The organism is Micromonospora sp. WMMD723 (assembly GCF_049863385.1).
In the GTDB taxonomy this organism is placed as follows: domain Bacteria; phylum Actinomycetota; class Actinomycetes; order Mycobacteriales; family Micromonosporaceae; genus Micromonospora; species Micromonospora wenchangensis.
Genome location: NZ_JBMKNR010000001.1, coordinates 4,445,102 through 4,466,434 on the forward strand (window position 1 = coordinate 4,445,102; position 21,333 = coordinate 4,466,434).

Sequence of the window (21,333 nt, forward strand, 5' to 3'; positions counted from 1 at the left end):
CGGCACGCCGGACGGCCTGGCGGTGGGGGCGTCGTTCGACGACGACCCGTCGCCGAGCGGTGGTTTCGCGCTCTCCAACGCCCCGACCGGTCGTCGGGTCCGGGCGCGGCTGGCCCGGTTCAACGCCCCGTGGCAGACCTCCCAGGTCAGCGAGGTCCTCGAACCGCTGATCGCCAGCCACCGGGAGAACCATCCGAAGGCCGACGCCCGGCTGCTCCAGCGGGCCTTCGACACCGCCGCGCGCTGGCACTCCGGCCAGTACCGCAAGTCCGGTGACCCGTACATCACCCACCCGCTGGCGGTGGCGACCATCCTGGGCAACCTGGGGATGGACACCACCACGCTGGTGGCGGCCCTGCTGCACGACACCATCGAGGACACCGAGTACACCCTCGACCAGATGAAGGTCGACTTCGGCCCCGAGGTCACCCTGCTCGTCGACGGTGTGACGAAGCTGGACAAGGTCAAGCTGGGCGACGCGGCCAAGGCGGAGACGATCCGCAAGATGGTCGTGGCGATGGCGAAGGACCCCCGGGTCCTGGTGATCAAGCTGGCCGACCGGCTGCACAACATGCGGACGCTGTCCTTCCTGCCGGCCCCGAAGCGGGAGCAGAAGGCCAAGGAGACGCTGGAGATCCTGGCCCCGCTGGCCCACCGGCTCGGTATGAACACGATCAAGTGGGAGTTGGAGGACCTGGCCTTCGGCACCCTGTTCCCCAAGCGGTACGAGGAGATCCTCCGGCTGATCGGGGAGCACCAGCCGCAGCGGGAGTCGCTGCTCAAGCAGGTCACCCAGAAGGTCGGCACCGATCTCAAGGCCGCCAAGATCAAGGCGGAGACGACCGGCCGGCCGAAGCACCTCTACTCGATCTACCAGAAGATGATCGTGCGGGGGCGGGACTTCAACGACATCTACGACCTGGTCGGGGTGCGGATCCTGGTCGACACGGTGCGGGACTGCTACGCGGCGCTGGGGGTCATCCACGCCAACTGGCAGCCGGTGCCGGGCCGGTTCAAGGACTACATCGCGATGCCCAAGTTCAACATGTACCAGTCGTTGCACACGACGGTCATCGGGCCCACCGGCAAGCCGGTGGAGATGCAGATCCGCACCTACGCGATGCACCGCACCGCCGAGTTCGGCATCGCCGCGCACTGGAAGTACAAGGAGCACAAGGGCACCCAGATCGTCGGCCCGCCGGCGCACATCGACGAGATGACCTGGCTGCGGCAGTTGCTGGACTGGCAGCGGGAGGCCGCCGACCCGTCGGAGTTCCTCGACGCGTTGCGGTTCGACCTGTCCAGCCAGGAGGTGTACGTCTTCACCCCGAAGGGCGACGTCATCCCGCTGCCGACGGGGTCGACGCCCGTGGACTTCGCGTACGCGGTGCACACCGAGGTGGGGCACAAGTGCATCGGGGCGCGGGTCAACGGCAAGCTGGTGCCGTTGGAGTCGACGCTGTCCAACGGCGACGTGATCGAGATCTTCACCTCGAAGTCCGACACGGCGGGCCCGACGCAGGACTGGCTGAGCTTCGTCAAGAGTCCCCGGGCGCGTACCAAGATCCGCCAGTACTTCAACAAGGAGCGGCGTGAGGAGGCGATCGAGGCCGGTAAGGACTCGATCGTCAAGGCGATGCGTAAGCAGGGCATGCCGTTGCAGCGGATGCTCACCTCCGACGCGTTGATGGCGATCGCCCGGGACCTGCACCTCGCCGACGTCGCCTCGCTCTACGCGGCGGTCGGCGACAGCCAGGTGTCGGCGCAGTCGGTGGTGCAGAAGCTGATGGCCGCGTACGGCGGTGAGGAGGGCGCGGCGGAGGACATCGCCGAGACCGCCGTCGCCACCCGTCCGCCGCACAGCCGGCAGAACAGCAGCGACCCCGGCGTGGTGGTGCGGGGCGTCAGCGACGTCTGGATCAAGCTGGCCCGGTGCTGCACGCCGGTGCCCCCGGATTCGGTCTTCGGGTTCGTCACCCGCTCCGGCGGGGTCAGCGTGCACCGCGACGACTGCGCCAACGCCGAGGACCTGCGGGCCCAGGTCGAGCGGGTGGTGGAGGTCAGCTGGAAGCTCACCTCCGCCTCGACGTTCCTGGTGGCCATCCAGGTGGAGGCCCTCGACCGGCACAAGCTGCTGGCCGACGTCACCCGGGTGCTCTCCGAGGAACGGGTCAACATCCTGTCGGCGACGGTCACCACCACCCGGGACCGGGTGGCGGTGAGCCGGTTCAGCTTCGAGATGGCCGACCCGAAGCACCTGGGGCACCTGCTGGCCGCCGTGCGCAAGGTCGACGGGGTCTTCGACGCCTATCGGGTCACCTCCGGCGCCTGACCGTCGGCCGCGTCCCGTAGTCACCTGACACGACAAGCGCCCGCCGGCTCAGCCGGCGGGCGCTTCGTCGTACGCTGCGGGTCAGCTCTCGATGTCGCTCATGGTCAGCTTGGTGATGGTGACCTCCTTCTTGGGGTGGCCACCCCCCGCCTGCTGCGCGTACGCCTTGTCGTCGCCGGCCGCCCCGACCTGCTTGACCAGGTCCATGCCGGAGGTGATGGTGCCCAGCACGGTGTAGTTCGGGTCGAGCTGCGAGTCGCCGTAGACGATGAAGAACTGGCTGCCGGTGCTGCCCTGCCCGGCGTTGGCCATCGCGATGACGCCCTCCGGGTAGGGGGGCCGCTTGTCGGTCGGCAGGTTCTCCTCGGCCATGGCGTAGCTCGGCCCGCCGGTGCCGTCGGTCTGCCGCCAGCCCTTGCCGGTCGCGCTCGGGTCGCCGCACTGGAGCACCTTGATGCCCTCGGTCACCAGCCGGTGGCACTTGGTGTTGTCGAAGAAGCCCTTACTGGCCAGGTGGGTGAAGCTGCCGGCGGTGCAGGGCACCTTGGTCCGGTCGAGCTTGGCGACGATCGGGCCCAGGTTGGTGTCGATGGTCATCGTCTGGGTGCCCTTGTTGGCCTGCTGGTTCGGGGGCAGCCCGACGTCCTTGACCTGGGCCGGCCGGCCCTCCTTCGGCGTCTCGGTGTAGGCGCACTGCGAGAAGCCCTCGGTGCCGGCGGCCTGCTGCTTGCTGTCGTCGTCGTCGCCACCGAGGCTGGTCGCCAACCAGACGGTGCCGGCGACCACGAGCACCAGGATGGCGGCGGCCCCGACGATCGCCTGCGTCTGCCGGCGCTTACGGGCCTTGGCCGAACGCTCGGCCATCTCCCGCTCAAGTCGGGCCCGCGCCGCCGCGCGCTGCCGCTCTCTCGTGGACGTCACGGTCACTCCTCCTGGGCTTTCTCTGGCGCGGCGGGGCCGCAGGTACGGGTTGTGGGCCGGCTCAGCCGGCGCTCGGGCTGGCCGCCGGGGACGCGGCCGGGGAGCCGGTCGCCGGTGCCGGGGCGGCCTGCGCCTCGCCGACGGTGAGCTTGCGGATCACCACGTCGGTCTTCGGCTTGACCTTGGCGCCCGCCCCGTTGTCCACGGTCGGCAGGGCGCCGATCTTCTCGACCACGTCGAGGCCGCCGGTGATCCGGCCGATGATCGGGTACGCGGGCTGGGCCGGGCTGGAGTCCTTGAAGAAGAGCAGGAACTGGCTGCCGTTGGCGCCCGGCGGGTTGCCGATCATCGCGACCGTGCCCTTGGGGTACGTCGGCGGCTGCCCGGGCTGCGGGCTGGCCGAGGGGCTCGCCTCGGGTGCGGTCGGCACGTTCTCGTTGTAGAACGAGTAGCTGGGGCCGCCCAGGCCGGTGCCGCTCGGGTCGCCGCAGCGCAGCGCGCCCTCGGTGGTGATCTCGTGGCACTTGGTGTTGTCGTAGAACGACGTGCCGGCCAGGTGGGCGATGCTCGCCCCGGCGCAGGGGGCCCCGGCGAGATCCAGTTCGGCGGTGATCGGGCCGCCCTGGTCGGTGTCGATGGTCATCGTGCGTACCCCGGTGGTGGGCAGATCCTTGGTGGCCGGGGTGCCGACGTCCTTGAGGTTGGTGTTGGCGGCGGCGTCCTGCGGCGTCCAGAGGCAGACGTCCTCGGCGGCCTTCGGCTCGGGGTCGCTGTCGAAGGCACCCAGCCCCCACGCCGCACCGGCCACGATCAGCACCAGCACCACTGCCGCACCGACCCCGGCCTGGATCTGCCGACGCCGTCGGGCGGCGGCGGCCCGCCGGGCCAACTGCCGGTCGAGCTTCTCCCGCGCGAGCTTGCGCTGCCGGTCCCTGCTGGAAGCCACCCGTGCTCCCCTCCTCTACCCTGGTCGTCACCGGCGGTCGGGCCGTGCGCGCCCGCCGTGCCCGCAGGTGCGCCACGCCACACGCCCGCCAGAGTGTACGGGTACCTGCTGTGAAAGTGGTGTACGAGGGCCGGCCTGGGTTTATCAAAGTGCGTCACTGTGCCGTACGGGGCCCGTGGTACGGGTGGGCGCGGATATCGGATCGCGTCGGCGACTAGGCTGCCCAGGAGACGGACGACTGAGACGGAAGGGGAGCGGACGTGCTCGTGGCCGGCTTTCCCGCGGACGCCTTCGGCACCAACTGCTACGTGGTGGCGACCGCGCCGGGGGAGCAGTGCGTGGTGGTCGACCCCGGCATCGGGGTGCTCGACCGGCTCGACGCCGTGCTCGCCGAGCACCGCCTGCACCCGGCCGCCGTGCTGCTCACCCACGGCCACCTCGACCACACCTTCTCCGTCGCGCCGGTCTGCGGCGCACGCGGCATCCCCGCGTACGTGCACCCGGAGGACCGGGAGCTGCTGGCCGACCCGACCAAGGCGCTGTCGATGGACCTCGCCGGGCTGTTCGGCGGCCGCCTGCCGTACTCCGAGCCCGACGACGTCGCGGAGCTGACCGACGGGGCGACGCTGGCGCTGGCCGGCCTGGAGATCACCGTCGACCACGCGCCCGGCCATACCGGCGGGTCGGTGCTGTTCCGGCTGCCCGGTGCCGGCTCGCCCTGGGAGGCCGACCAGGTCTGCCTCTCCGGTGACGTGCTGTTCGCCGGCTCGATCGGCCGCACCGACCTGCCGGGCGGCAGCATGCCCCGGATGCTGACCAGCTTGCGGGAGAAGGTCCTCCCACTCGCCGACGACACCGTGGTGCTGCCCGGCCACGGCCCGGCGACCACCATCGGCCGGGAGCGGGCACGTAACCCGTACCTCGCCGACCTGGCCGACCCGGACGGCGCACATCCGGCCGCCCCCACCCGGGGCCTCTAGTCGTTCCTCCGCGCCGCACGCGGACCTGTCGATCCCACCGCGCCCGGCGCGGACCCGCAAGGAGTACGTCATGAGCAAGCCCACGCCCATCTCCGGTTTCCCGGAGTGGACCACCTCGCAGCGGATGATCGAGCAGTTCGTCCTCGACCGGATCCGGCACACCTTCGAGCTGTACGGGTTCGCCCCGCTGGAGACCCGGTCGGTGGAGCCGCTGGACCAGTTGCTGCGTAAGGGGGAGACCTCGAAGGAGGTCTACCTGCTGCGCCGGTTGCAGGCCGACGCGGACGGCCCGGCCGGTGACGACGCGCTCGGGCTGCACTTCGACCTGACCGTGCCGTTCGCCCGCTACGTCCTGGAGAACGCCGGCAAGCTCCAGTTCCCGTTCCGCCGCTACCAGATCCAGAAGGTGTGGCGGGGCGAGCGCCCGCAGGAGGGGCGCTACCGGGAGTTCCTCCAGGCCGACATCGACATCGTCGACCGGGACACCCTGCCGGCGCACTACGAGGCCGAGATGCCGCTGGTGATCGGGGACGCGCTGCGGTCGCTGCCCGTCCCGCCGGTGCTGATCCAGGTCAACAACCGCAAGATCTGTGAGGGTTTCTACCGGGGCATCGGGCTGACCGACCCGGAGGCGGCGCTGCGCGCGGTCGACAAGCTCGACAAGATCGGCCCGGCGAAGGTGGCCGACCTGCTGGCCGAGACGGCGGGGGCGAGCGCGGCGCAGGCCGACGCCTGCCTGGCGCTGGCCGGGATCTCCGCGCCGGACGCGTCCTTCGCCGACGCGGTGCACGCCCTCGGGGTGCGCGATCCGCTGCTCGACGAGGGTGTCGCCGAACTGGTCGCGGTGGTGGAGACGGCCGCCGCGCACGCGCCGGGGCTGTGCGTCGCCGACCTGCGGATCGCCCGGGGCCTGGACTACTACACCGGCACGGTCTACGAGACCCAGCTGGTCGGCTACGAGCGGTTCGGTTCGATCTGCTCCGGCGGCCGGTACGACAACCTGGCCAGCGCCGGGAGCGTGTCGTACCCGGGGGTGGGGATCTCGATCGGGGTGACCCGGCTGCTCGGGCTGCTGTTCGGTGCCGAGGCGCTGTCGATCTCGCGCAGCGTGCCGACCTGCGTGCTGGTGGCCGTCGCGGCGGAGGAGGAGCGGGCGGCCAGCAACGCCGTGGCGGAGGCGCTGCGCTCGCGGGGCGTGCCGACGGAGGTGTCGCCGAGTGCGGCGAAGTTCGGCAAGCAGATCCGCTACGCCGAGCGGCGCGGCATCCCGTACGTGTGGTTCCCGGGTGCCGAGGGTCACCAGGTGAAGGACATCCGTTCGGGCGAGCAGGTGGACGCCGTACCGGCCGAGTGGACGCCGCCCCACGCCGATCTGAAGCCGCTGGTCGGCTGAGTCTCAGTTACTGGCGCGTACGCCGACGGGGACCTACGGTGGCGTAAGTTACGCCACCGTAGGGAGGGGCCCTGTGACCGAGCTGAGCCAGACCGCGCTGCTGCACGAACTCGAACCCGTGGTCGCCAAGAACCTCGACCGTCACCTGTCGATGGCCAAGGAGTGGTTCCCGCACGAGTACGTGCCGTGGAGCGAGGGGCGCACCTTCGACGGCCCGCTCGGCGGCGAGGCGTGGTCGGAGGGGGACTCGACCCTGCCCGAGGTGGCCCGTACGGCGCTGATCGTCAACCTGCTCACCGAGGACAACCTGCCCTCGTACCATCACCAGATCGCCAGCCTGTTCGGACCGGACGGGGCGTGGGGGACCTGGGTGGGTCGGTGGACGGCCGAGGAGGGCCGGCACGGCACCGCCATCCGGGACTACCTGACGGTGACCCGGGCGGTCGACCCGGTCGCCCTGGAGCGGGCCCGCATGGTGCACATGACCGCCGGTTACACCAACTCGCACGACTCGTCGATGCTGCGCTCGCTGGCGTACGTGTCGTTCCAGGAGTTGGCCACCCGGATCTCGCACCGCAACACCGGCCGGATCACCGGGGACCCGGTCTGCGAGGCGCTGCTGAGCCGGGTCGCGGCCGACGAGAACCTGCACATGGTCTTCTACCGCAACCTGCTCGGGGCGGCCCTGGAGGTGGCCCCCGACCAGACGATGCGGGCGATCGCCGAGGTGCTGGAGGACTTCCAGATGCCCGGCGTCGGTATCGAGGGCTTCACCCGCAAGTCGGTGACGATCGCCCTGGCCGGCATCTACGACCTGCGTCAGCACCGCGACGACGTGGTCGCCCCGGTGCTGCGCCAGTGGGACGTGTTCAACGTCGCCGGCCTGGGCGCCGAGGGTGAGGCCGCCCGTGACCGGATCGCCGCCCACCTGGACGGCCTGGAGCAGGCCGCGTCCCGGTTCGAGGAGAAGCGCGACGCCCGGGCCGCCAAGCTGGCCGCCCGCGCCTGACCTGACGTCCCCTCCGGCGGTTTCATCGCACCCGTGCCTGCCCGCAGGTGCGCCCACGTCGCCGCCCCCTGCGGGGGACGCGTCGGGTGTGCCGTGCGGCGGGCGCGTCGGCGTGCCGCACGGGTGGGGACGGCTCTTCCGGCCCCGGCGCGTCGCCCGGGGTTGTGTCGACGTCGTGCGTCACCCCGGATGCCCCGTCCGTCCCTCGGAGTGGGTGACTTTCGGTGATGGGTCGACGGGTGTGACGCTCCGTCACTAAGCCTCCTCCCTCATGGTCCTGCCCTTCCGCGCTTTGCTCTGCTGCTCTCGAAGCGACACCGGCCTGAACTGCCCTTCCTTGCGGCGTGTGGTTCGCTGGTCTTCTCATGCGTAGCTACCTGGTGTAGCTGTCGCGGTGGGGGCAGCAGAGCAAATGGGTGGACCGTCGGGTGAGGGGGTCGACTGATGATCACTCCCGGTGACGGGTGTCGAGTGCTGCCGTTCTCCGCCGCCATCGGGCCTGCCGGCACGAGACGTCCTGGTCGGCGGCCCGGTCGTGACGTGCCGTCCCGGCCGCGGTCGGACCGCTCCGGTGTCCACCGGGTCCCGGACGGTGCGGAGGTCGGTCGGTGCGTCGACGGGGGCGGCTGCGGTGCCTGCGGGACCGGGTGCGGCGGGGGTCGGGACCGGGCGCGTCGGGCCGTCGGCGGTGGCCGCTCGGGGCCCTCGGCGGTGGCCGCTTCGGGCCCGGCCGTTCGTGGGGGCGGGGGCGGGTCGGCGAGGGTCTGACATGGATGTGTCCACGATGTTGCCTGACCGTCATAACCGCTGGTGGGGTGAATCCGGGCAAACGCATGTCTTGATAACGATCTTAAATATGTGAATACTTCAGTCACTCGGCCGGTTTCCCCAGGTCGGCCGGGTTGTCCCCGGGTGCGTCCCCGTGACGCCGCCCGTCACCCCCTTCCGGAGGTTGTTGCATGCGACCCACGAGGTCCTCACTCCGACACGCCGCCGCCGTCGCCATGGCCGGGACCCTGGTCACCGGCGCGCTCATGGGTGCCCCCGCCCAGGCGGCCCCCGCCTCGCCCGCATCCCCCGACGCCGCCGCCAGCCTGGCCGAGCGTCTCGGTGACCGCGCCGCCGGCACCTACGCCGACGCCGCCGGCAAGATGGTCGTCACCGTCACCGACACCGCCGCCGCCAAGCAGGTCCGCGCCGCCGGTGCGGTCCCGAAGCTGGTCACCCGGGGCGCGGCGCAGCTCCGCTCCGCCACCGCCGAGCTGGAGCGGTCGGCCAAGATCCCCGGCACCGCGTGGTGGACCGACGCCGCCACCAACCAGGTCGTCGTGTCGGTCGACAGCACCGTCACCGGCGCCAAGCTGGAGCGGGTCAAGGCCGCCGCCGCGCGCACCGGTGGCACCGTCCGGGTCGAGGCCGAGGCCGGGGTGCTCAGCACCAAGATCTCCGGTGGCCAGGCGATCTACACCGGCGGCGGGCGCTGCTCGCTCGGCTTCAACGTCCGCAACAGCGCCGGTCAGACCTTCTTCCTGACCGCCGGGCACTGCACCAACATCGGCTCGACCTGGTACTCGAACTCCGGCCAGACCAGCGTGCTCGGCACCCGTACCGGCACCAGCTTCCCGGGCAACGACTACGGCATCGTCCGGCACAGCAACGCCGCCAACGCGACCGGCAACGTGTCCCTCTACAACGGCAGCTTCCGGGACGTCACCGGTGCCGCCAACGCGTACGTCGGCCAGAGCGTGCAGCGCTCCGGCAGCACCACCGGCCTCAAGAGCGGCTCGGTGACCGCCATCAACGCCACGGTGAACTACGCCGAGGGCTCGGTCTCCGGCCTGATCCGGACCAACGTCTGCGCCGAGCCGGGCGACAGCGGCGGTTCGCTGTTCAGCGGCAGCAGTGCGGTCGGCCTCACCTCCGGCGGCAGTGGCAACTGCACCCGCGGTGGCACCACCTACTTCCAGCCGGTCACCGAGCCGCTGAGCGTCTACGGCGTCAGCATCATCTGATCCACCTCGGTTGATCCAACCCGGGAGCGGGCCGTCGGGACACCGGCGGCCCGTTCCGCGCGTCCGGTGGGCGGGCCGGCCTTGCTCACCCCGCAACCGGGCGGACCGGGCGGCTGACACAATGCGGGGGAACAGCCGTACCGCAGATGAGGAGACGCAAGTCGTGATCCGTACCCATGACGCCGGCAGCCTGCGCGCGACGGACGCCGGCACCACGGTGACGCTCGCCGGGTGGGTCGCCCGCCGGCGCGACCACGGCGGTGTCATCTTCGTCGACCTGCGCGACGGCTCCGGCGTGGTCCAGGTGGTGTTCCGCGAGGAGGACGCGCACGCGCTGCGCAACGAGTTCTGCGTCAAGGTCACCGGCGAGGTGACCCGCCGCCCCGAGGGCAACGAGAACCCGGAGCTGCCCACCGGCGAGATCGAGGTGACCGCCAGCGCGCTGGAGGTGCTCTCCGAGGCCGCGCCGCTGCCGCTGCCGGTGGACGACCAGGTCGAGGCCGGCGACGACATCCGGCTGCGCTACCGCTACCTGGACCTGCGCCGCAGCGGCCCGGCGAAGGCGATGCGGCTGCGCTCGCGGGCCAACCAGCTCGCCCGCACCGTGCTGCACGAGCGGGACTTCCTGGAGATCGAGACCCCGACGCTGACCCGGTCCACCCCCGAGGGCGCCCGCGACTTCCTGGTCCCCGTCCGGCTCCAGCCCGGCAGCTGGTACGCCCTGCCGCAGTCGCCGCAGCTGTTCAAGCAGCTCCTGATGGTCGGCGGCATGGAGCGGTACTACCAGATCGCCCGCTGCTACCGCGACGAGGACTTCCGGGCCGACCGGCAGCCGGAGTTCACCCAGCTCGACATCGAGATGTCCTTCGTCACCGAGGACGACGTGATCGACCTCGGCGAGGCGATCGTCGCGGCGCTCTGGAAGGACCTGGCCGGTCACGAGATCTCCCGGCCGATCCCCCGGATCACCTGGCACGACGCGATGGCCCGGTACGGCTCCGACAAGCCCGACCTGCGCTACGGCCTGGAGCTGACCGAGCTGACCGACTACCTGCGCGGCACCGCCTTCCGGGTGTTCGCCGGCGCGATCGACGCGGGCGGCTACGTCGGCGCGGTGGTCATGCCGGGTGGGGCGGCGCAGACCCGCAAGGAACTCGACGGCTGGCAGGACTGGGCCAAGGCGCGCGGCGCGCGGGGCCTGGCGTACGTGGTGCTGGACGCCGAGACCGGCGAGGCACGCGGCCCGGTGGCCAAGAACCTCTCCGCCGAGCACCTGGGCGGGCTGGCCGACGCGGTCGGGGCCAAGCCGGGCGACGCGGTCTTCTTCGCCGCCAGCACCAACACCCGGGAGGCGCAGGAACTGCTCGGCGCGGCCCGGATCGAGATCGCCAAGCGGGCCAAGCTGGTCGACGAGAGCGCCTGGGCGTTCTGCTGGGTGGTCGACGCGCCGATGTTCGAACGCACGGACGAGGGCGGCTGGACGGCCGTGCACCACCCGTTCACCTCGCCGAACGCCGACTGGGTCGACCGGTTCGAGCAGGCCCCGGACCGGGCGCTGGCGTACGCGTACGACATCGTCTGCAACGGCAACGAGATCGGCGGCGGCTCGATCCGTATTCACCGGGGCGACGTGCAGCAGCGGGTCTTCGACCTGCTCGGCATCACCCCCGCCGAGGCGCAGGACAAGTTCGGCTTCCTGCTGGAGGCGTTCAAGTACGGCGCCCCGCCGCACGGCGGCATCGCGTTCGGCTGGGACCGGGTCTGCATGCTGCTGGCCGGGGCCGACTCGATCCGCGAGGTGATCGCCTTCCCGAAGACCCGGGGCGGCTTCGACCCGCTGACCGGTGCCCCGACCCCGATCACCGGGCAGCAGCGCGCCGAGGCCGGCATCGACGCCAAGCCCAAGCCCACCGCCACCGCGTCCACCGGCACCGCCGGCCCGGCCGCCCCGGTCGCCGACCCGGTCTGACCCACCCCACCCGGAGCCCGGTCCCGTCCGGCCGGGCCCACCCGGCATCGTTGATCAAGAGGTTTGCGTCATCATCGCGCGGCGAGGTGACGCAAACCTCTTGATCGTTACGGGAGAGTGGTGGGATGCGGATGCTCGTGGTGGGAGGGAGCGGGTTTCTCGGGCGTGAGGTGTGCCGGCGGGGGGTCGCTGCCGGGTGGTCGGTGGTGGGGACCTGCCACGGCGGCCGGGTGGCCGTGCCGGGCGTCGGGACACGCCGCCTGGACGTGACCGATCGGGACGCGGTGCGCCGACTGGTCGCCGAGGTGGGCCCGGACGTCGTCGTCGGGACCGCGTACCGTGCCGACGACTGGACGGTCACCGCCGACGGGGCGGCGCACGTCGCGTACGCGGCGGCCGAGGTGGGGGCGCGGCTGGTGCACCTGTCCAGCGACGCGCTGCACGGTGGACGTCCCGAACCCTACGGCGACGACGAGCCGCCCAGCCCGATCCACGTCTACGGTGCGGCGAAGGCGGCGGCGGAGACCGCGGTCCGGGCGATCGACCCGTCCGCCGTGCTGGTGCGTACCTCACTGATCGTGGGGGAGGGCAGCAAGCAGATCCGACTCTGCCGGGAGGCGCTCGCCGGGCGGGCCGTCCTGTTCACCGACGAGCTGCGCTGCCCGATCGACGTGACCGACCTGGCCCGCGCCGTGCTGGAGCTGGCCACGTCGTCGTACGCCGGGCTGCTCAACGTCGCCGGCCCCGACGCGGTCAGCCGGGCGGAACTGGGGTTGCTGGTGGCCCGGCGGGACGGGCTCGACCCGGGTGGGATGACGACCGCCACCGGGCGGTCGTCGGGGTTGGTCCGCCCGACGCAGGTACGCCTGGACTCGTCCCGCGCGGCCGGTCTGCTCCGGACCCGACTGCGCGGCGTCGCCGAACTCCTCGCCGGCTGACCCCGCCCACCCTGCCCAACCCGATGTCCCGGCCGGCCCCACACCCGGCCGGCCCCACACCCGGCCGGCCCCACGCCCGGCCGGCCCTCCGACCCGCCGCAGACCCGCTGACGCACAGTTTATGTGCACAAGAGTTGTGCACATAAACTGTGCACAGGTATTGTGCGGTTATGGCGAACGACGGACCCACCCCCCGACCCGCGCCGCGTGAGGTGCGGATCGACAAGCGGCAGGTACGGGTGCTGGCGCACCCGCTGCGGATGCGGCTGCTCGGCGCACTGCGGGTGCAGGGGCCCGCCACCGCCACCACCCTGGCGGAAGTGCTCGGCACCAACACCGGTGCCACCAGCTACCACCTGCGGCAGCTCGCCGAGGTCGGGCTGGTCACCGAAGACCACGACCGGGGGACCGGCCGGCAGCGCTGGTGGCAGGCGGCCCACGAGGTCACCAACTGGGAGCCGACCGACTTCGACGACGACCCCGACGCGCGGGCCGCGATCGAGTGGATCCAGGGTGACCAGGTGCGCCTGCTCGTCGAGCACGCCGAACGCTGGTTCGCCACCCAGCACGAGGCGACCCCCGCGTGGCGGGACGCGATCGGCATGAGCGACATCTTCCTGACCGTCGCACCGGACCGGCTCGAGGCGCTCACGGCGGAGGTGTGGCAGGTGCTGGAGCGGTACCACCACGAGGCGGAACACGCGCCCGCCGATCCGCAGGCCCGCCCGGTGCAGGTGTTCCTGGCCGCCTACCCGCTGCCGGAGGGGCCCCGATGAGCGCGCTGACCGTACGCCAGGTCCGGTTGCGCTACCTGACCCTCTACGGCCTGCGGTGGCTGCCCACCGGCCTGACCATCCCGGTGATGATCCTGCTGATGCAGGAACGCGGCCTGACGCTGTCCCAGATCGGCCTGGTCTCCACCGCCCAGGGCCTGGTCGTGCTGGCGCTGGAACTGCCCACCGGTGGCCTGGCCGACGCGCTCGGCAGCCGGGTGGTCCTGGTCACCGCCTGGGCGGTGAGCCTGCTGTCGCTCGGGCTCTTCGCGGTGGCGGACTCGTTCGCGCTGTTCTTCCTGGTCTGGGCCCTGCAGGGGGTCTACCGGGCACTCGACAGCGGCCCGCTCGACTCCTGGTACGTCGAGTCCACCCTGGCCGCCGACCGCGACGCCGACTACGAGCCCGGCCTCGGCTTCGCCGGCACCGTCGCGGGCATCACCATCGCCGGTGGCGCGCTGCTCGCCGGCGGCCTCATCGCGCTCGGACCGGTCGGGCCGGTGAGCGCCCTGACCGTGCCGGTGCTGGTCGCCGCCGCCCTCCAGGCCGTCGCCCTGGTCGTCCTGCTGATCCTGCTGGTCGAGACCGGCCCCGCCCGGGGTGCCGGCGCGCTGCGTGCCTCGGTCGTGGCGGCGCCCCGGATGGTCGGGCAGGCCGTCGGCCTGCTACGCCGCTCCCGGGTGCTGCTGGCCCTGGTGTCGGTGGAGCTGTTCTGGGGCTTCGGCATGGTCACCTTCGAGTCGCTGCTGCCGATCCGGCTCGCCGACGTGGTCGGCGACCCCGAGCGGGCGGCGGCCATGCTCGGCCCGGCGAACTCGGCGGCCTGGCTGGTCTCGGCGGCCGGCGCGGCGGCCACCCCGCTGCTGCTGCGCTGGCTCGGCGCCGCCCCCGCCGCCGGGCTGCTGCGGATCCTGCAGGGCGTCACCGTGCTCGGCATGGGGCTGCTCGCCGGGCCCGCCGGGGTGCTGGTCGCCTACCTGGCCTGCTACGCCGTGCACGGCGCATCCAACCCACTGCACCTGGGGCTGCTGCACCGGCAGGTCGACGGGCCCTACCGGACCAGCGTCATCTCGCTGAACTCGATGATGGGACAACCGGGGTTCGCCCTCGGCGCGGTGCTGCTCACCGCCCTGGCCGACCGTTCCGGGGTCGGCACCGCGATGGTGGTCGGCGCGGTCGCGCTGGCGGCGGCCGCCCCGCTCTACCTGCCCGCCTGGTGGGCCGGCCGCCGGGCCACCCCGGCCACGCCCGAAGGAGCCGGGCCGGCGACCGATCCGGCCGGAACCGGGGCCGAACCGGTCGGGGCCGAACCGGTCGGGCCCGCAGCCGGTGCCGAACCGGCCGGGGCCGTCCCACCGGTCGGCGCGGCGGCCTCAGCCGAGCCACACCGAGCTGCGCCGTAGCGTGCCGGTGAAGCCGAGCCGACGATAGAGCCGCAGCGCGGCCAGGTTGTCGGCGTAGACGCCGAGCGCGACGTGGTCGTACCGGGCGAGCAGGGCCCGGGTCATCCCGGCGGTCAGCGCCGCGCCCAGCCCCCGTCCCCGCCGGTCACGGGCCACGGTGAGCCCGGCGAGGAAGCCGATGTCGCCGCGACTGCGGTCCGCACCGCAGGCGACCAGGCGGTCGGCGTCCCAGATGCCGTACCAGCCGGTGACCGTCGGGTCCTGCGGGCGTGACGAGGAGGTGGGGAAGGCGTCGTCGATCAGCGCCGCCAGCGCCGGGTGGTCCGCCCGACCGAGGCTGACCACCCGCTCCTGCCCGGCTTGCCGGGGCGGGGCGGCGGTGGTCCAGAGGAAATCCCAGTCGTCGACCCGGGTCGCCGCGAACCGGTCGACCAGCAGCTCCCGGTCGGCCCGGGGTAGCTGCAGGTACTGCCCCGGGCGGACGACCCCGTCGGCGACCAGCGCCGCGACCAGCCCCACCGCCGCGTCGACCGGGCCGACCACGCCGCCGGCCCGGTCGTTGCCCGCCGTCGGGAGCACCCAGGCCACCGCGCCGTCGCGGGCCCAGGCGCGGGGCGCGTCGTCGAGCCGCAGCGCGTGCCGGACGAACGGGTGGTGGTCGGTGGCGGCGAGGACGGCCGCCCGGCCGGCGAGTTCCCGGTCGGTGTCGATCATGCAAGCAGCCTAGAACCCGGCCGGGCGGGACGCCTCGGCGACGCCGATCTCCACGATGGAGATTGACGAGTCGACCGTTTGGGTACATCCGGGCCGACCTACTGGGACCCCCTACCGGAGGACATAACCATGCTCGCCATCCTCGCGGCCGTCGTGTTCGGCTTCGCGCTCCTGCTGGACCTGCTCAACACCAACTTCGGTGCCCCCGACCTGTTCAACTGGAACACCCTGGTCCTGATCGGCCTGCTGCTGCTCTCGCTCTACCTGGCCGGCGTCGGCAGCGGCCCGCGCGGCGGTGGCGGCGGCCGGTGGTACCGGGGCCGTCGGCCGGGCCGCGGCTGACCGCAACAGATCAGAACGGGCGCGGCCCACGGCGCGATTCCGGCGTCGTGGGCCGCGCCCGGTACTGTCTTCCTGATGGATTCCGACGCCCTCTTCTCCCTCGGTGCACCCGCCGCGGCGCCCAGCGCCCCCGCGGGCTCCGTCGGCGTCGACGACTTCGCCTCCGTCGGGCAGGACGCCCCGCTGCCGGTGCGGATGCGACCCGCGAGCATCGACGAGTTGGTCGGCCAGGAGCACCTCCTCGCCCCCGGGGCCCCGCTGCGGCAGCTCGTCGGCGGCGGCGCGGCGCTGTCGGTCATCCTCTGGGGCCCGCCGGGCAGCGGCAAGACCACCATCGCCCACCTGGTGGCCCGGGCCACCGACCGCCGGTTCGTGGCCATGTCGGCGCTGACCGCCGGGGTCAAGGACGTCCGGGCCGTCATCGAGACCGCCCGCCGCCAGCGCCGCTCCGGCGGCCCGCAGACCGTGCTCTTCATCGACGAGGTGCACCGGTTCAGCAAGACCCAGCAGGATTCGCTGCTCGCCGCCGTCGAGGACCGCACGGTCACCCTGCTCGCGGCGACCACCGAGAACCCGTACTTCTCCGTCATCTCGCCGCTGCTGTCCCGGTGCGTGCTGCTCACCCTCCAGCCGCTCGACGACGACGCCGTGCGCGCGTTGCTGCGCCGCGCGGTGACCGACCCGCGCGGCCTCGCCGGCACGCTCACCCTGGCCGCCGATGCCGAGGACCACCTGGTACGCCTGGCCGGCGGCGACGTCCGCAAGGCGTTGACCGCGCTGGAGGCGGCGGCGGCCTCGGCGACCGCGCTCGGCGTCGACCGGATCGACCTGGCCACCACCGAGCAGGCGGTGGACGTGGCGGCCGTGCGCTACGACCGCGACGGCGACGCCCACTACGACGTGACCAGCGCCTTCATCAAGAGCATGCGCGGCTCGGACGTCGACGCCGCGCTGCACTGGCTGGCCCGGATGCTGGTCGCCGGGGAGGACGCCCGGTTCGTCGCCCGGCGTCTGGTCATCTTCGCCAGCGAGGACGTCGGCATGGCCGACCCGTCGGCGCTGAGCGTGGCGACCGCCGCCGCACACGCGGTGGAGTACGTCGGCCTGCCCGAGGCCCAGCTCAACCTGGCCCAGGCGGTGATCCACCTGGCGACCGCGCCGAAGTCCAACTCGGCGACCACCGCCCTCGGCGCGGCGATGGCCGACGTGCGGGCCGGCCGGGGCGGCGCGGTGCCGCGTGGGCTGCGCGACGCGCACTACGCCGGCGCCCGGGGGCTCGGGCACGGCACGGGTTACCGCTACCCGCACGACGACCAGCGCGGGGTGGTCACCCAGCAGTACGCTCCCGACGATCTCGTCGGGACCGACTACTACCGGCCCAGCGGGCACGGGGCCGAGCGGTCGGTGGCCGCCCGGCTGCCCCTGCTGCGCCGGATCGTCCGGGGGCTGTCCGCCCCGGCGGCGCGCCCCGACGGTCCGGTGCCGGTGGTCAACGGCCGGCACCCGTCGGGCACGGGGCACGCCGGTGGGGCGGACGAGGACGGCGGCGACGCCGCCGGGGAGGTTCGGCAGTGACATCGCGAGGTGGGGAGCAACCGCAGGACGGTCCCGACGAGCGGCGTGAACCTCGCGCCAAGGGACGTCGGTGGGGTCGGGGGCGGGGCGGCGACGAGACCCCGCCCGAGCCGGCCGGCGAGGATTTCGGCTGGATCGACGACCTGCGTACGGCGAAACAGCAGCGCACCGAACTCGGCCCGGACGGCGGCCCGGTTCCGCCCGTGCGTGGCCCGGCCGCGCCGCCCGTCGGCCGAGGGCCGGTCGCGCCGCAGCCCGGGCCGGTCGCGCCGCGCGTCGGTCAGCCGGTGCTCCGCCCCGACCCCGCCGCCCCCCGGCCCGCGCAGCCGGACCCCCGACCGCACCCGACACCTGCCGGGACCGGGCCGGAGCCGGCACCGCCGGGCGTCCGGCCGCAGTCCGGGCCCCCGGCAGCCCCGTTCCCCGGTCAACCGGGCCCGCGCCGGGAGCCGACGGCCCCCGGTGTCGCCCGTCCGCCGCAGGCCGGCGGCCCGGCCGAGCCGCCACCGGCCGGGCTGACCCGGCCGGGCCCGGTGCCGGCCGGGGGCGATCCGGCCCGGCCCGGTCGGTCGGTCGCCCACTCCGACGGGCCGCCGCCGCACCCCGCCGCCCCGGCTGCCCCACCGGTCCGTGGGCCGGGCCGGCCCGCGACCTCCGAGCAGCGTCCTCGTTCGGGCGCGGGGCCGTGGCCGGACCCGGCACCGCCCGGCCGGCCGGCCCCGCAGCGGCCCGAGGAGGCGTCCCGCCCCGACCCCACCACCGGTGGTAACGGCCCGGTCCGGGCCGCCGTCCCGGCCCCCGGCCGTGCGTCGGTCCCCGGCACCGGGCCCGGCCGGGCGGTGCCCCCGCCCGGTCAGGCGTCCCCGTCGGGTCAGGCGCCCCCGCCCGGTCAGTCACCTCCGCCGGTTCAGGCACCTCCGGTCGGTTGGGCCGGCCCCGGCGGTACGGCCCCCGGCGTCGCGACCCCCGGTGGCCCGGCAGCCGGGCCACCGGCCGGCCGGGCGGTCCCCGAGAACCGGCCCGGCGTCGCGGCCCCCGCCGAGCCGTCCCTGCGCAGCCGCCGGACGGTGCCGGACGACCGGCCGAGAGGTCGCCGGGCGGCGGTACCGGTCGAGCCGGCCAGGTCCGGCCAGGGTTCCGCCTCCGTCGGCGTCGACCCGGGCGGTGCCCCCCGGGCCGGGGCGGGTGCCCCGGCCGGTGCCGGACTGCTGCCGGACCCGTCGGTCGGTGGCCCACGGGCCGCCGCCGTGGCACCGGTGGGCCCGCGTCCCGAGACGACCGCACCCGGTGCACCGGGCCGGCCCGCCGTCGCGGCGACCGGCGCGGGCCGGGAGCCCGCGGACCGGCCGGCCGCCGAGCGGGGTGGCCGCCGACGCGCGGCCGAGCCGGACCAGCCGCTGGTGCCGCTGAGCGGCAACGCGCCACCGCTGCCGGACGCCGCGCCGGGTGCGCCGGCCGCCCCCTCCGTCGCGGGTCGGCCCGGTGCGGCCGCCCGGGACGACAACGGGCGTCGCCGCCCGCCCACCGACGTCGCCGCACCGCCCGGCCGACGGGCCCGCCCCGACGACGAGCCGGCCGTGCACCGCCCCGAGCCGGCCGTGCACCGCCCCGAGCCGGCCGTGCACCGCCCCGAGCCGGCCGTGCACCGCCCCGAGCCGGCCGGCGACGCACCCGCGGGTCGTCGGGCCCGCCCCGACGACGAGGAGCCGTCGGGCGGATGGCGGCACCCGGTCGGCACCGACGCCCCCGGTTCCCGGGCCCGTCCGGACACCGACGAGGCACCGGGCCGGCGGAGCCGGTCCGACGAGGGCGGGACGGCCGGCCAGCCGACGGTCCCGCCGGTGCCGGGCGACCGACCCCGAGGCGAGCGGCCGGAGCGCCCGGCCGACTGGCTGCGCCAGGCCGGGCGCACCTCGCACACCGACCCCGCCCTGCGGGTGCTGAACCGGTCGACCCCGCCGCCCGGCCGGCCGGACCCGTCGGCGGCGGCCACCCCGGCCGCCCCGACCCGTCGGGGTGGCCCGGAGACGACCGGCGTCCCCGCCGGGCCGTCCTGGCCCGACCAGCCCGGCCCGACCCGACCGACCGACCGGCCCGACCAGCCCGGCCCGACCCGGGCGACGGCCCGGCCGAGCCCGCCCGAGGCGGCCCCCGGCCGGGGGCCGCAGGGGCCCGAACGTCCCGCCCGGGGCACCCACGCCGGTCCCGGTCCGTCACCGGAGCCGACCCGGGGTCCGCGTCCCGGTGCCGCCGGGGCGGTCCCCGACCCCCGGGCCGGTGGCCCGGCTCCGGTGCCCGGCAGCGCGCCGGTGCCGGGTGGCCCGCGCGCCCACGGCCCCGGCGGTCCTGACGGCCCCGGCTTCCCCGGCGTCCGGGGCACCCCGTCCGGCGGGCCCCGGACCGGTGCCACTGCGGCCGTGCCGGTGCCCGGCGTCGCGCCGGTCGCCGACGGCCCGCGTGCGGCGGCGTCCCCACCGGTGGCCCGCCCGGCCGGTGCCACCGGTCCGGACGCGGCCGTCGCGGCACCCACCTCCGGCGCTCCCCGGGTCGGTGTCCCGGTCCCGAACGCCCCCCACCCGACCGGGCCCGCCGGTGGCGCCCCCGGCCCCGATGTCCCGGGCCCGGGCGGCCCGCGGCTCGGCGAGCCCGATCCCCGGGCCCCGCGCCCCGGCGCACCGTCGCGCGGCACCGCCCGCCCGGACACCCCGGCCACCGGCACCGCCCGTCCGGCCACCGGGGTGGCACGTCCGGACACCCCGGCCACCGGTACCGCGCGTCCGGCCACCGGGGTGGCACGTCCGGCCGGCCCGGCCGCCGGTACCGCGCGGGTGGACGGCCCGGCCGGTCCGGCCACCGGCACCGCGCGTCCGGGCGGCCCCGCCACCGGCACCGCGCGTCCGCCCGTACCCGCCGACGACCCGCGTCGGGTGGCGGGACCGGAGGGGGACCGGCGGCCCGGACCCGCTGCCGATGCCACCCCCCGGCCCGCCGGTGCGGGCGGGGTCGTCGCGGCGGCGGCGGTGGCCCGGGCCACCGCGCCGGGCGTACGGCCGGAGGAGTCCGTCGGTCGGGCGGCTCCGCCGGTGCGTCCCGCCGACCGGGCGGAGGCGGCGGGTTCCGCCGCCGTGCCACCCGCCGCCGGCCGGGTCGACGGGCCGGGTGTGGCCCGGGTGACCTCCCCGCAGGAGGCTCGGTCCGATGCCGACGGTCCGGCCGGTGGGTCGTTGCGCCCCGCCAGCGGGGGCGACGCGTCCGGCGTCGGCTCCGACGCGCCGACCGGCACCGAGCCGCGACGCCGGTCGGGGGAGCGGCGTCGGCTGCGGCTGGGAGTCCTGGTGCTGGTCAGCGTGGTGCTCCTCGGGGCGCTCCCGCTCTATTTCGCGATGCGGACGTTGAGCCGGGACCCGGTCTTCGACACCCTCGACGAGTTGGGTGTGCCCGGCTGGGCGACGGCGAAGACGGTGGACAACGTCAGCGGCAGCCGCTGGTGCCTGCAGGACTGCCGGCTGCGGGAGCGCACCGTGGAGTCCGACCGGGCACCGGAGGAGACCGCCCGGGTCTACGAGCAGGCCCTGCGGACGGAGGGCTGGCGGCGGTGGGAGGTCACCCGCTGCCCGGAGCAGCCGGCCAAGGGCAGCTACACCTGCTGGCGGCGCGACGAGTTGACCCTCGACCTGTGGGTGCGGGAGCCGACCTGCGCGGCACCACAGGCGAGCGGTGACCCGGCGGTGCCGCCGGCCACCCCGGTCCCCCCCGCGGCGGGGGAGTGCACCGGCTCGTTGGTCTCGGTGAAGGTCCGTAACGCGATCGACGACGAGCGGACCCGGCCACAGCCGAGCACCGACCCGTCACTGACCGGTGAGGACCCGTTCCCGACGATTACCGATGATCCGCTCGGCGATCTGACACGCTCACCATCCTGAGCCGGTTTCCATCACGGACGGTAGGGTCTGGGGCTGGCAGGCCCGCCTGCTCCCGATGACCCCGTGCGGGGTCACGCCGCGACGGCGGGGATCCGGGTCGCGT

Annotated in this window: 14 protein-coding genes and 1 pseudogene; 12 read left to right on the forward strand and 3 right to left on the reverse strand. The window is 74.5% G+C overall.

Going from position 1 to position 21,333, the window contains the following annotated elements; translation table 11 throughout:
- Nucleotides 1-52 precede the first annotated feature (52 nt).
- Nucleotides 53-2,332 (forward strand): annotated as a pseudogene (locus ACN261_RS19665) (RelA/SpoT family protein); the annotation flags it as partial.
- 81 nt (nucleotides 2,333-2,413) lie between these two features.
- On the opposite strand, the gene ACN261_RS19670 reads toward ACN261_RS19665, so the two are convergent.
- Both ACN261_RS19670 and ACN261_RS19675 read right to left on the reverse strand, forming a co-directional pair.
- On the reverse strand, nucleotides 2,414-3,253 hold the full coding sequence (locus tag ACN261_RS19670; protein ID WP_421486774.1) for a peptidylprolyl isomerase: 840 nt from the start codon (nucleotides 3,251-3,253) through the stop codon (nucleotides 2,414-2,416).
- A 61-nt stretch (nucleotides 3,254-3,314) separates the two neighbouring features.
- Nucleotides 3,315-4,199, reverse strand: coding sequence for a peptidylprolyl isomerase (locus ACN261_RS19675; RefSeq protein ID WP_421481195.1), 885 nt, complete (start codon nucleotides 4,197-4,199; stop codon nucleotides 3,315-3,317).
- Between the two features lie 260 nt (nucleotides 4,200-4,459).
- Here ACN261_RS19675 and ACN261_RS19680 point away from each other — a divergent pair, with 260 nt between their 5' ends.
- From ACN261_RS19680 to ACN261_RS19715, 8 genes are all read left to right on the forward strand, one after another.
- The gene (locus ACN261_RS19680; RefSeq protein ID WP_421481196.1) at nucleotides 4,460-5,179 is read left to right on the forward strand and encodes an MBL fold metallo-hydrolase; all 720 of its coding nucleotides are present in this window, start codon (nucleotides 4,460-4,462) and stop codon (nucleotides 5,177-5,179) included.
- Nucleotides 5,180-5,249: 70 nt separating this feature from the next.
- On the forward strand, nucleotides 5,250-6,572 hold the full coding sequence (hisS, locus tag ACN261_RS19685; RefSeq protein ID WP_421481197.1) for a histidine--tRNA ligase: 1,323 nt from the start codon (nucleotides 5,250-5,252) through the stop codon (nucleotides 6,570-6,572).
- A gap of 73 nt (nucleotides 6,573-6,645) precedes the next feature.
- Nucleotides 6,646-7,581, forward strand: coding sequence for an acyl-ACP desaturase (locus ACN261_RS19690; protein ID WP_357930721.1), 936 nt, complete (start codon nucleotides 6,646-6,648; stop codon nucleotides 7,579-7,581).
- A 959-nt stretch (nucleotides 7,582-8,540) separates the two neighbouring features.
- The gene (locus tag ACN261_RS19695; protein WP_421481198.1) at nucleotides 8,541-9,593 is read left to right on the forward strand and encodes a S1 family peptidase; all 1,053 of its coding nucleotides are present in this window, start codon (nucleotides 8,541-8,543) and stop codon (nucleotides 9,591-9,593) included.
- Nucleotides 9,594-9,756: 163 nt separating this feature from the next.
- Complete coding sequence (aspS, locus tag ACN261_RS19700) at nucleotides 9,757-11,562, forward strand: aspartate--tRNA ligase (RefSeq protein WP_421481199.1); 1,806 nt, start codon at nucleotides 9,757-9,759, stop codon at nucleotides 11,560-11,562.
- A gap of 125 nt (nucleotides 11,563-11,687) precedes the next feature.
- On the forward strand, nucleotides 11,688-12,500 hold the full coding sequence (locus ACN261_RS19705) for an SDR family oxidoreductase (protein WP_425851471.1): 813 nt from the start codon (nucleotides 11,688-11,690) through the stop codon (nucleotides 12,498-12,500).
- Nucleotides 12,501-12,670: 170 nt separating this feature from the next.
- Nucleotides 12,671-13,276, forward strand: coding sequence for an ArsR/SmtB family transcription factor (locus tag ACN261_RS19710; protein ID WP_421481200.1), 606 nt, complete (start codon nucleotides 12,671-12,673; stop codon nucleotides 13,274-13,276).
- Nucleotides 13,273-14,676 carry an MFS transporter gene (locus ACN261_RS19715; protein ID WP_425851473.1) on the forward strand — a complete coding sequence of 468 codons (1,404 nt, stop codon included), beginning with the start codon at nucleotides 13,273-13,275 and terminating at the stop codon, nucleotides 14,674-14,676. Before ACN261_RS19710 ends, ACN261_RS19715 begins: the two co-directional genes overlap by 4 nt.
- Here the strand turns inward: ACN261_RS19715 and ACN261_RS19720 are convergent.
- Nucleotides 14,647-15,390: a GNAT family N-acetyltransferase gene (locus ACN261_RS19720; protein WP_425851475.1), complete on the reverse strand. Its 744-nt coding sequence runs from the start codon at nucleotides 15,388-15,390 to the stop codon at nucleotides 14,647-14,649. The genes ACN261_RS19715 and ACN261_RS19720 overlap by 30 nt on opposite strands.
- Before the next feature lie 129 nt (nucleotides 15,391-15,519).
- On the opposite strand from ACN261_RS19720, the gene ACN261_RS19725 reads away from it, so the two are divergent.
- The 3 genes from ACN261_RS19725 to ACN261_RS19735 all read left to right on the forward strand — a co-directional run bounded on the left by ACN261_RS19725 (nucleotide 15,520) and on the right by ACN261_RS19735 (nucleotide 21,230).
- Nucleotides 15,520-15,732 (forward strand): hypothetical protein, encoded by a 213-nt coding sequence (locus tag ACN261_RS19725; RefSeq protein WP_067307861.1) that lies wholly within the window; start codon nucleotides 15,520-15,522, stop codon nucleotides 15,730-15,732.
- 75 nt (nucleotides 15,733-15,807) lie between these two features.
- Complete coding sequence (locus tag ACN261_RS19730) at nucleotides 15,808-17,307, forward strand: replication-associated recombination protein A (RefSeq protein WP_425851478.1); 1,500 nt, start codon at nucleotides 15,808-15,810, stop codon at nucleotides 17,305-17,307.
- A 3,323-nt stretch (nucleotides 17,308-20,630) separates the two neighbouring features.
- On the forward strand, nucleotides 20,631-21,230 hold the full coding sequence (locus ACN261_RS19735; protein ID WP_421486775.1) for a hypothetical protein: 600 nt from the start codon (nucleotides 20,631-20,633) through the stop codon (nucleotides 21,228-21,230).
- The last annotated feature ends 103 nt before the right edge of the window (nucleotides 21,231-21,333 follow it).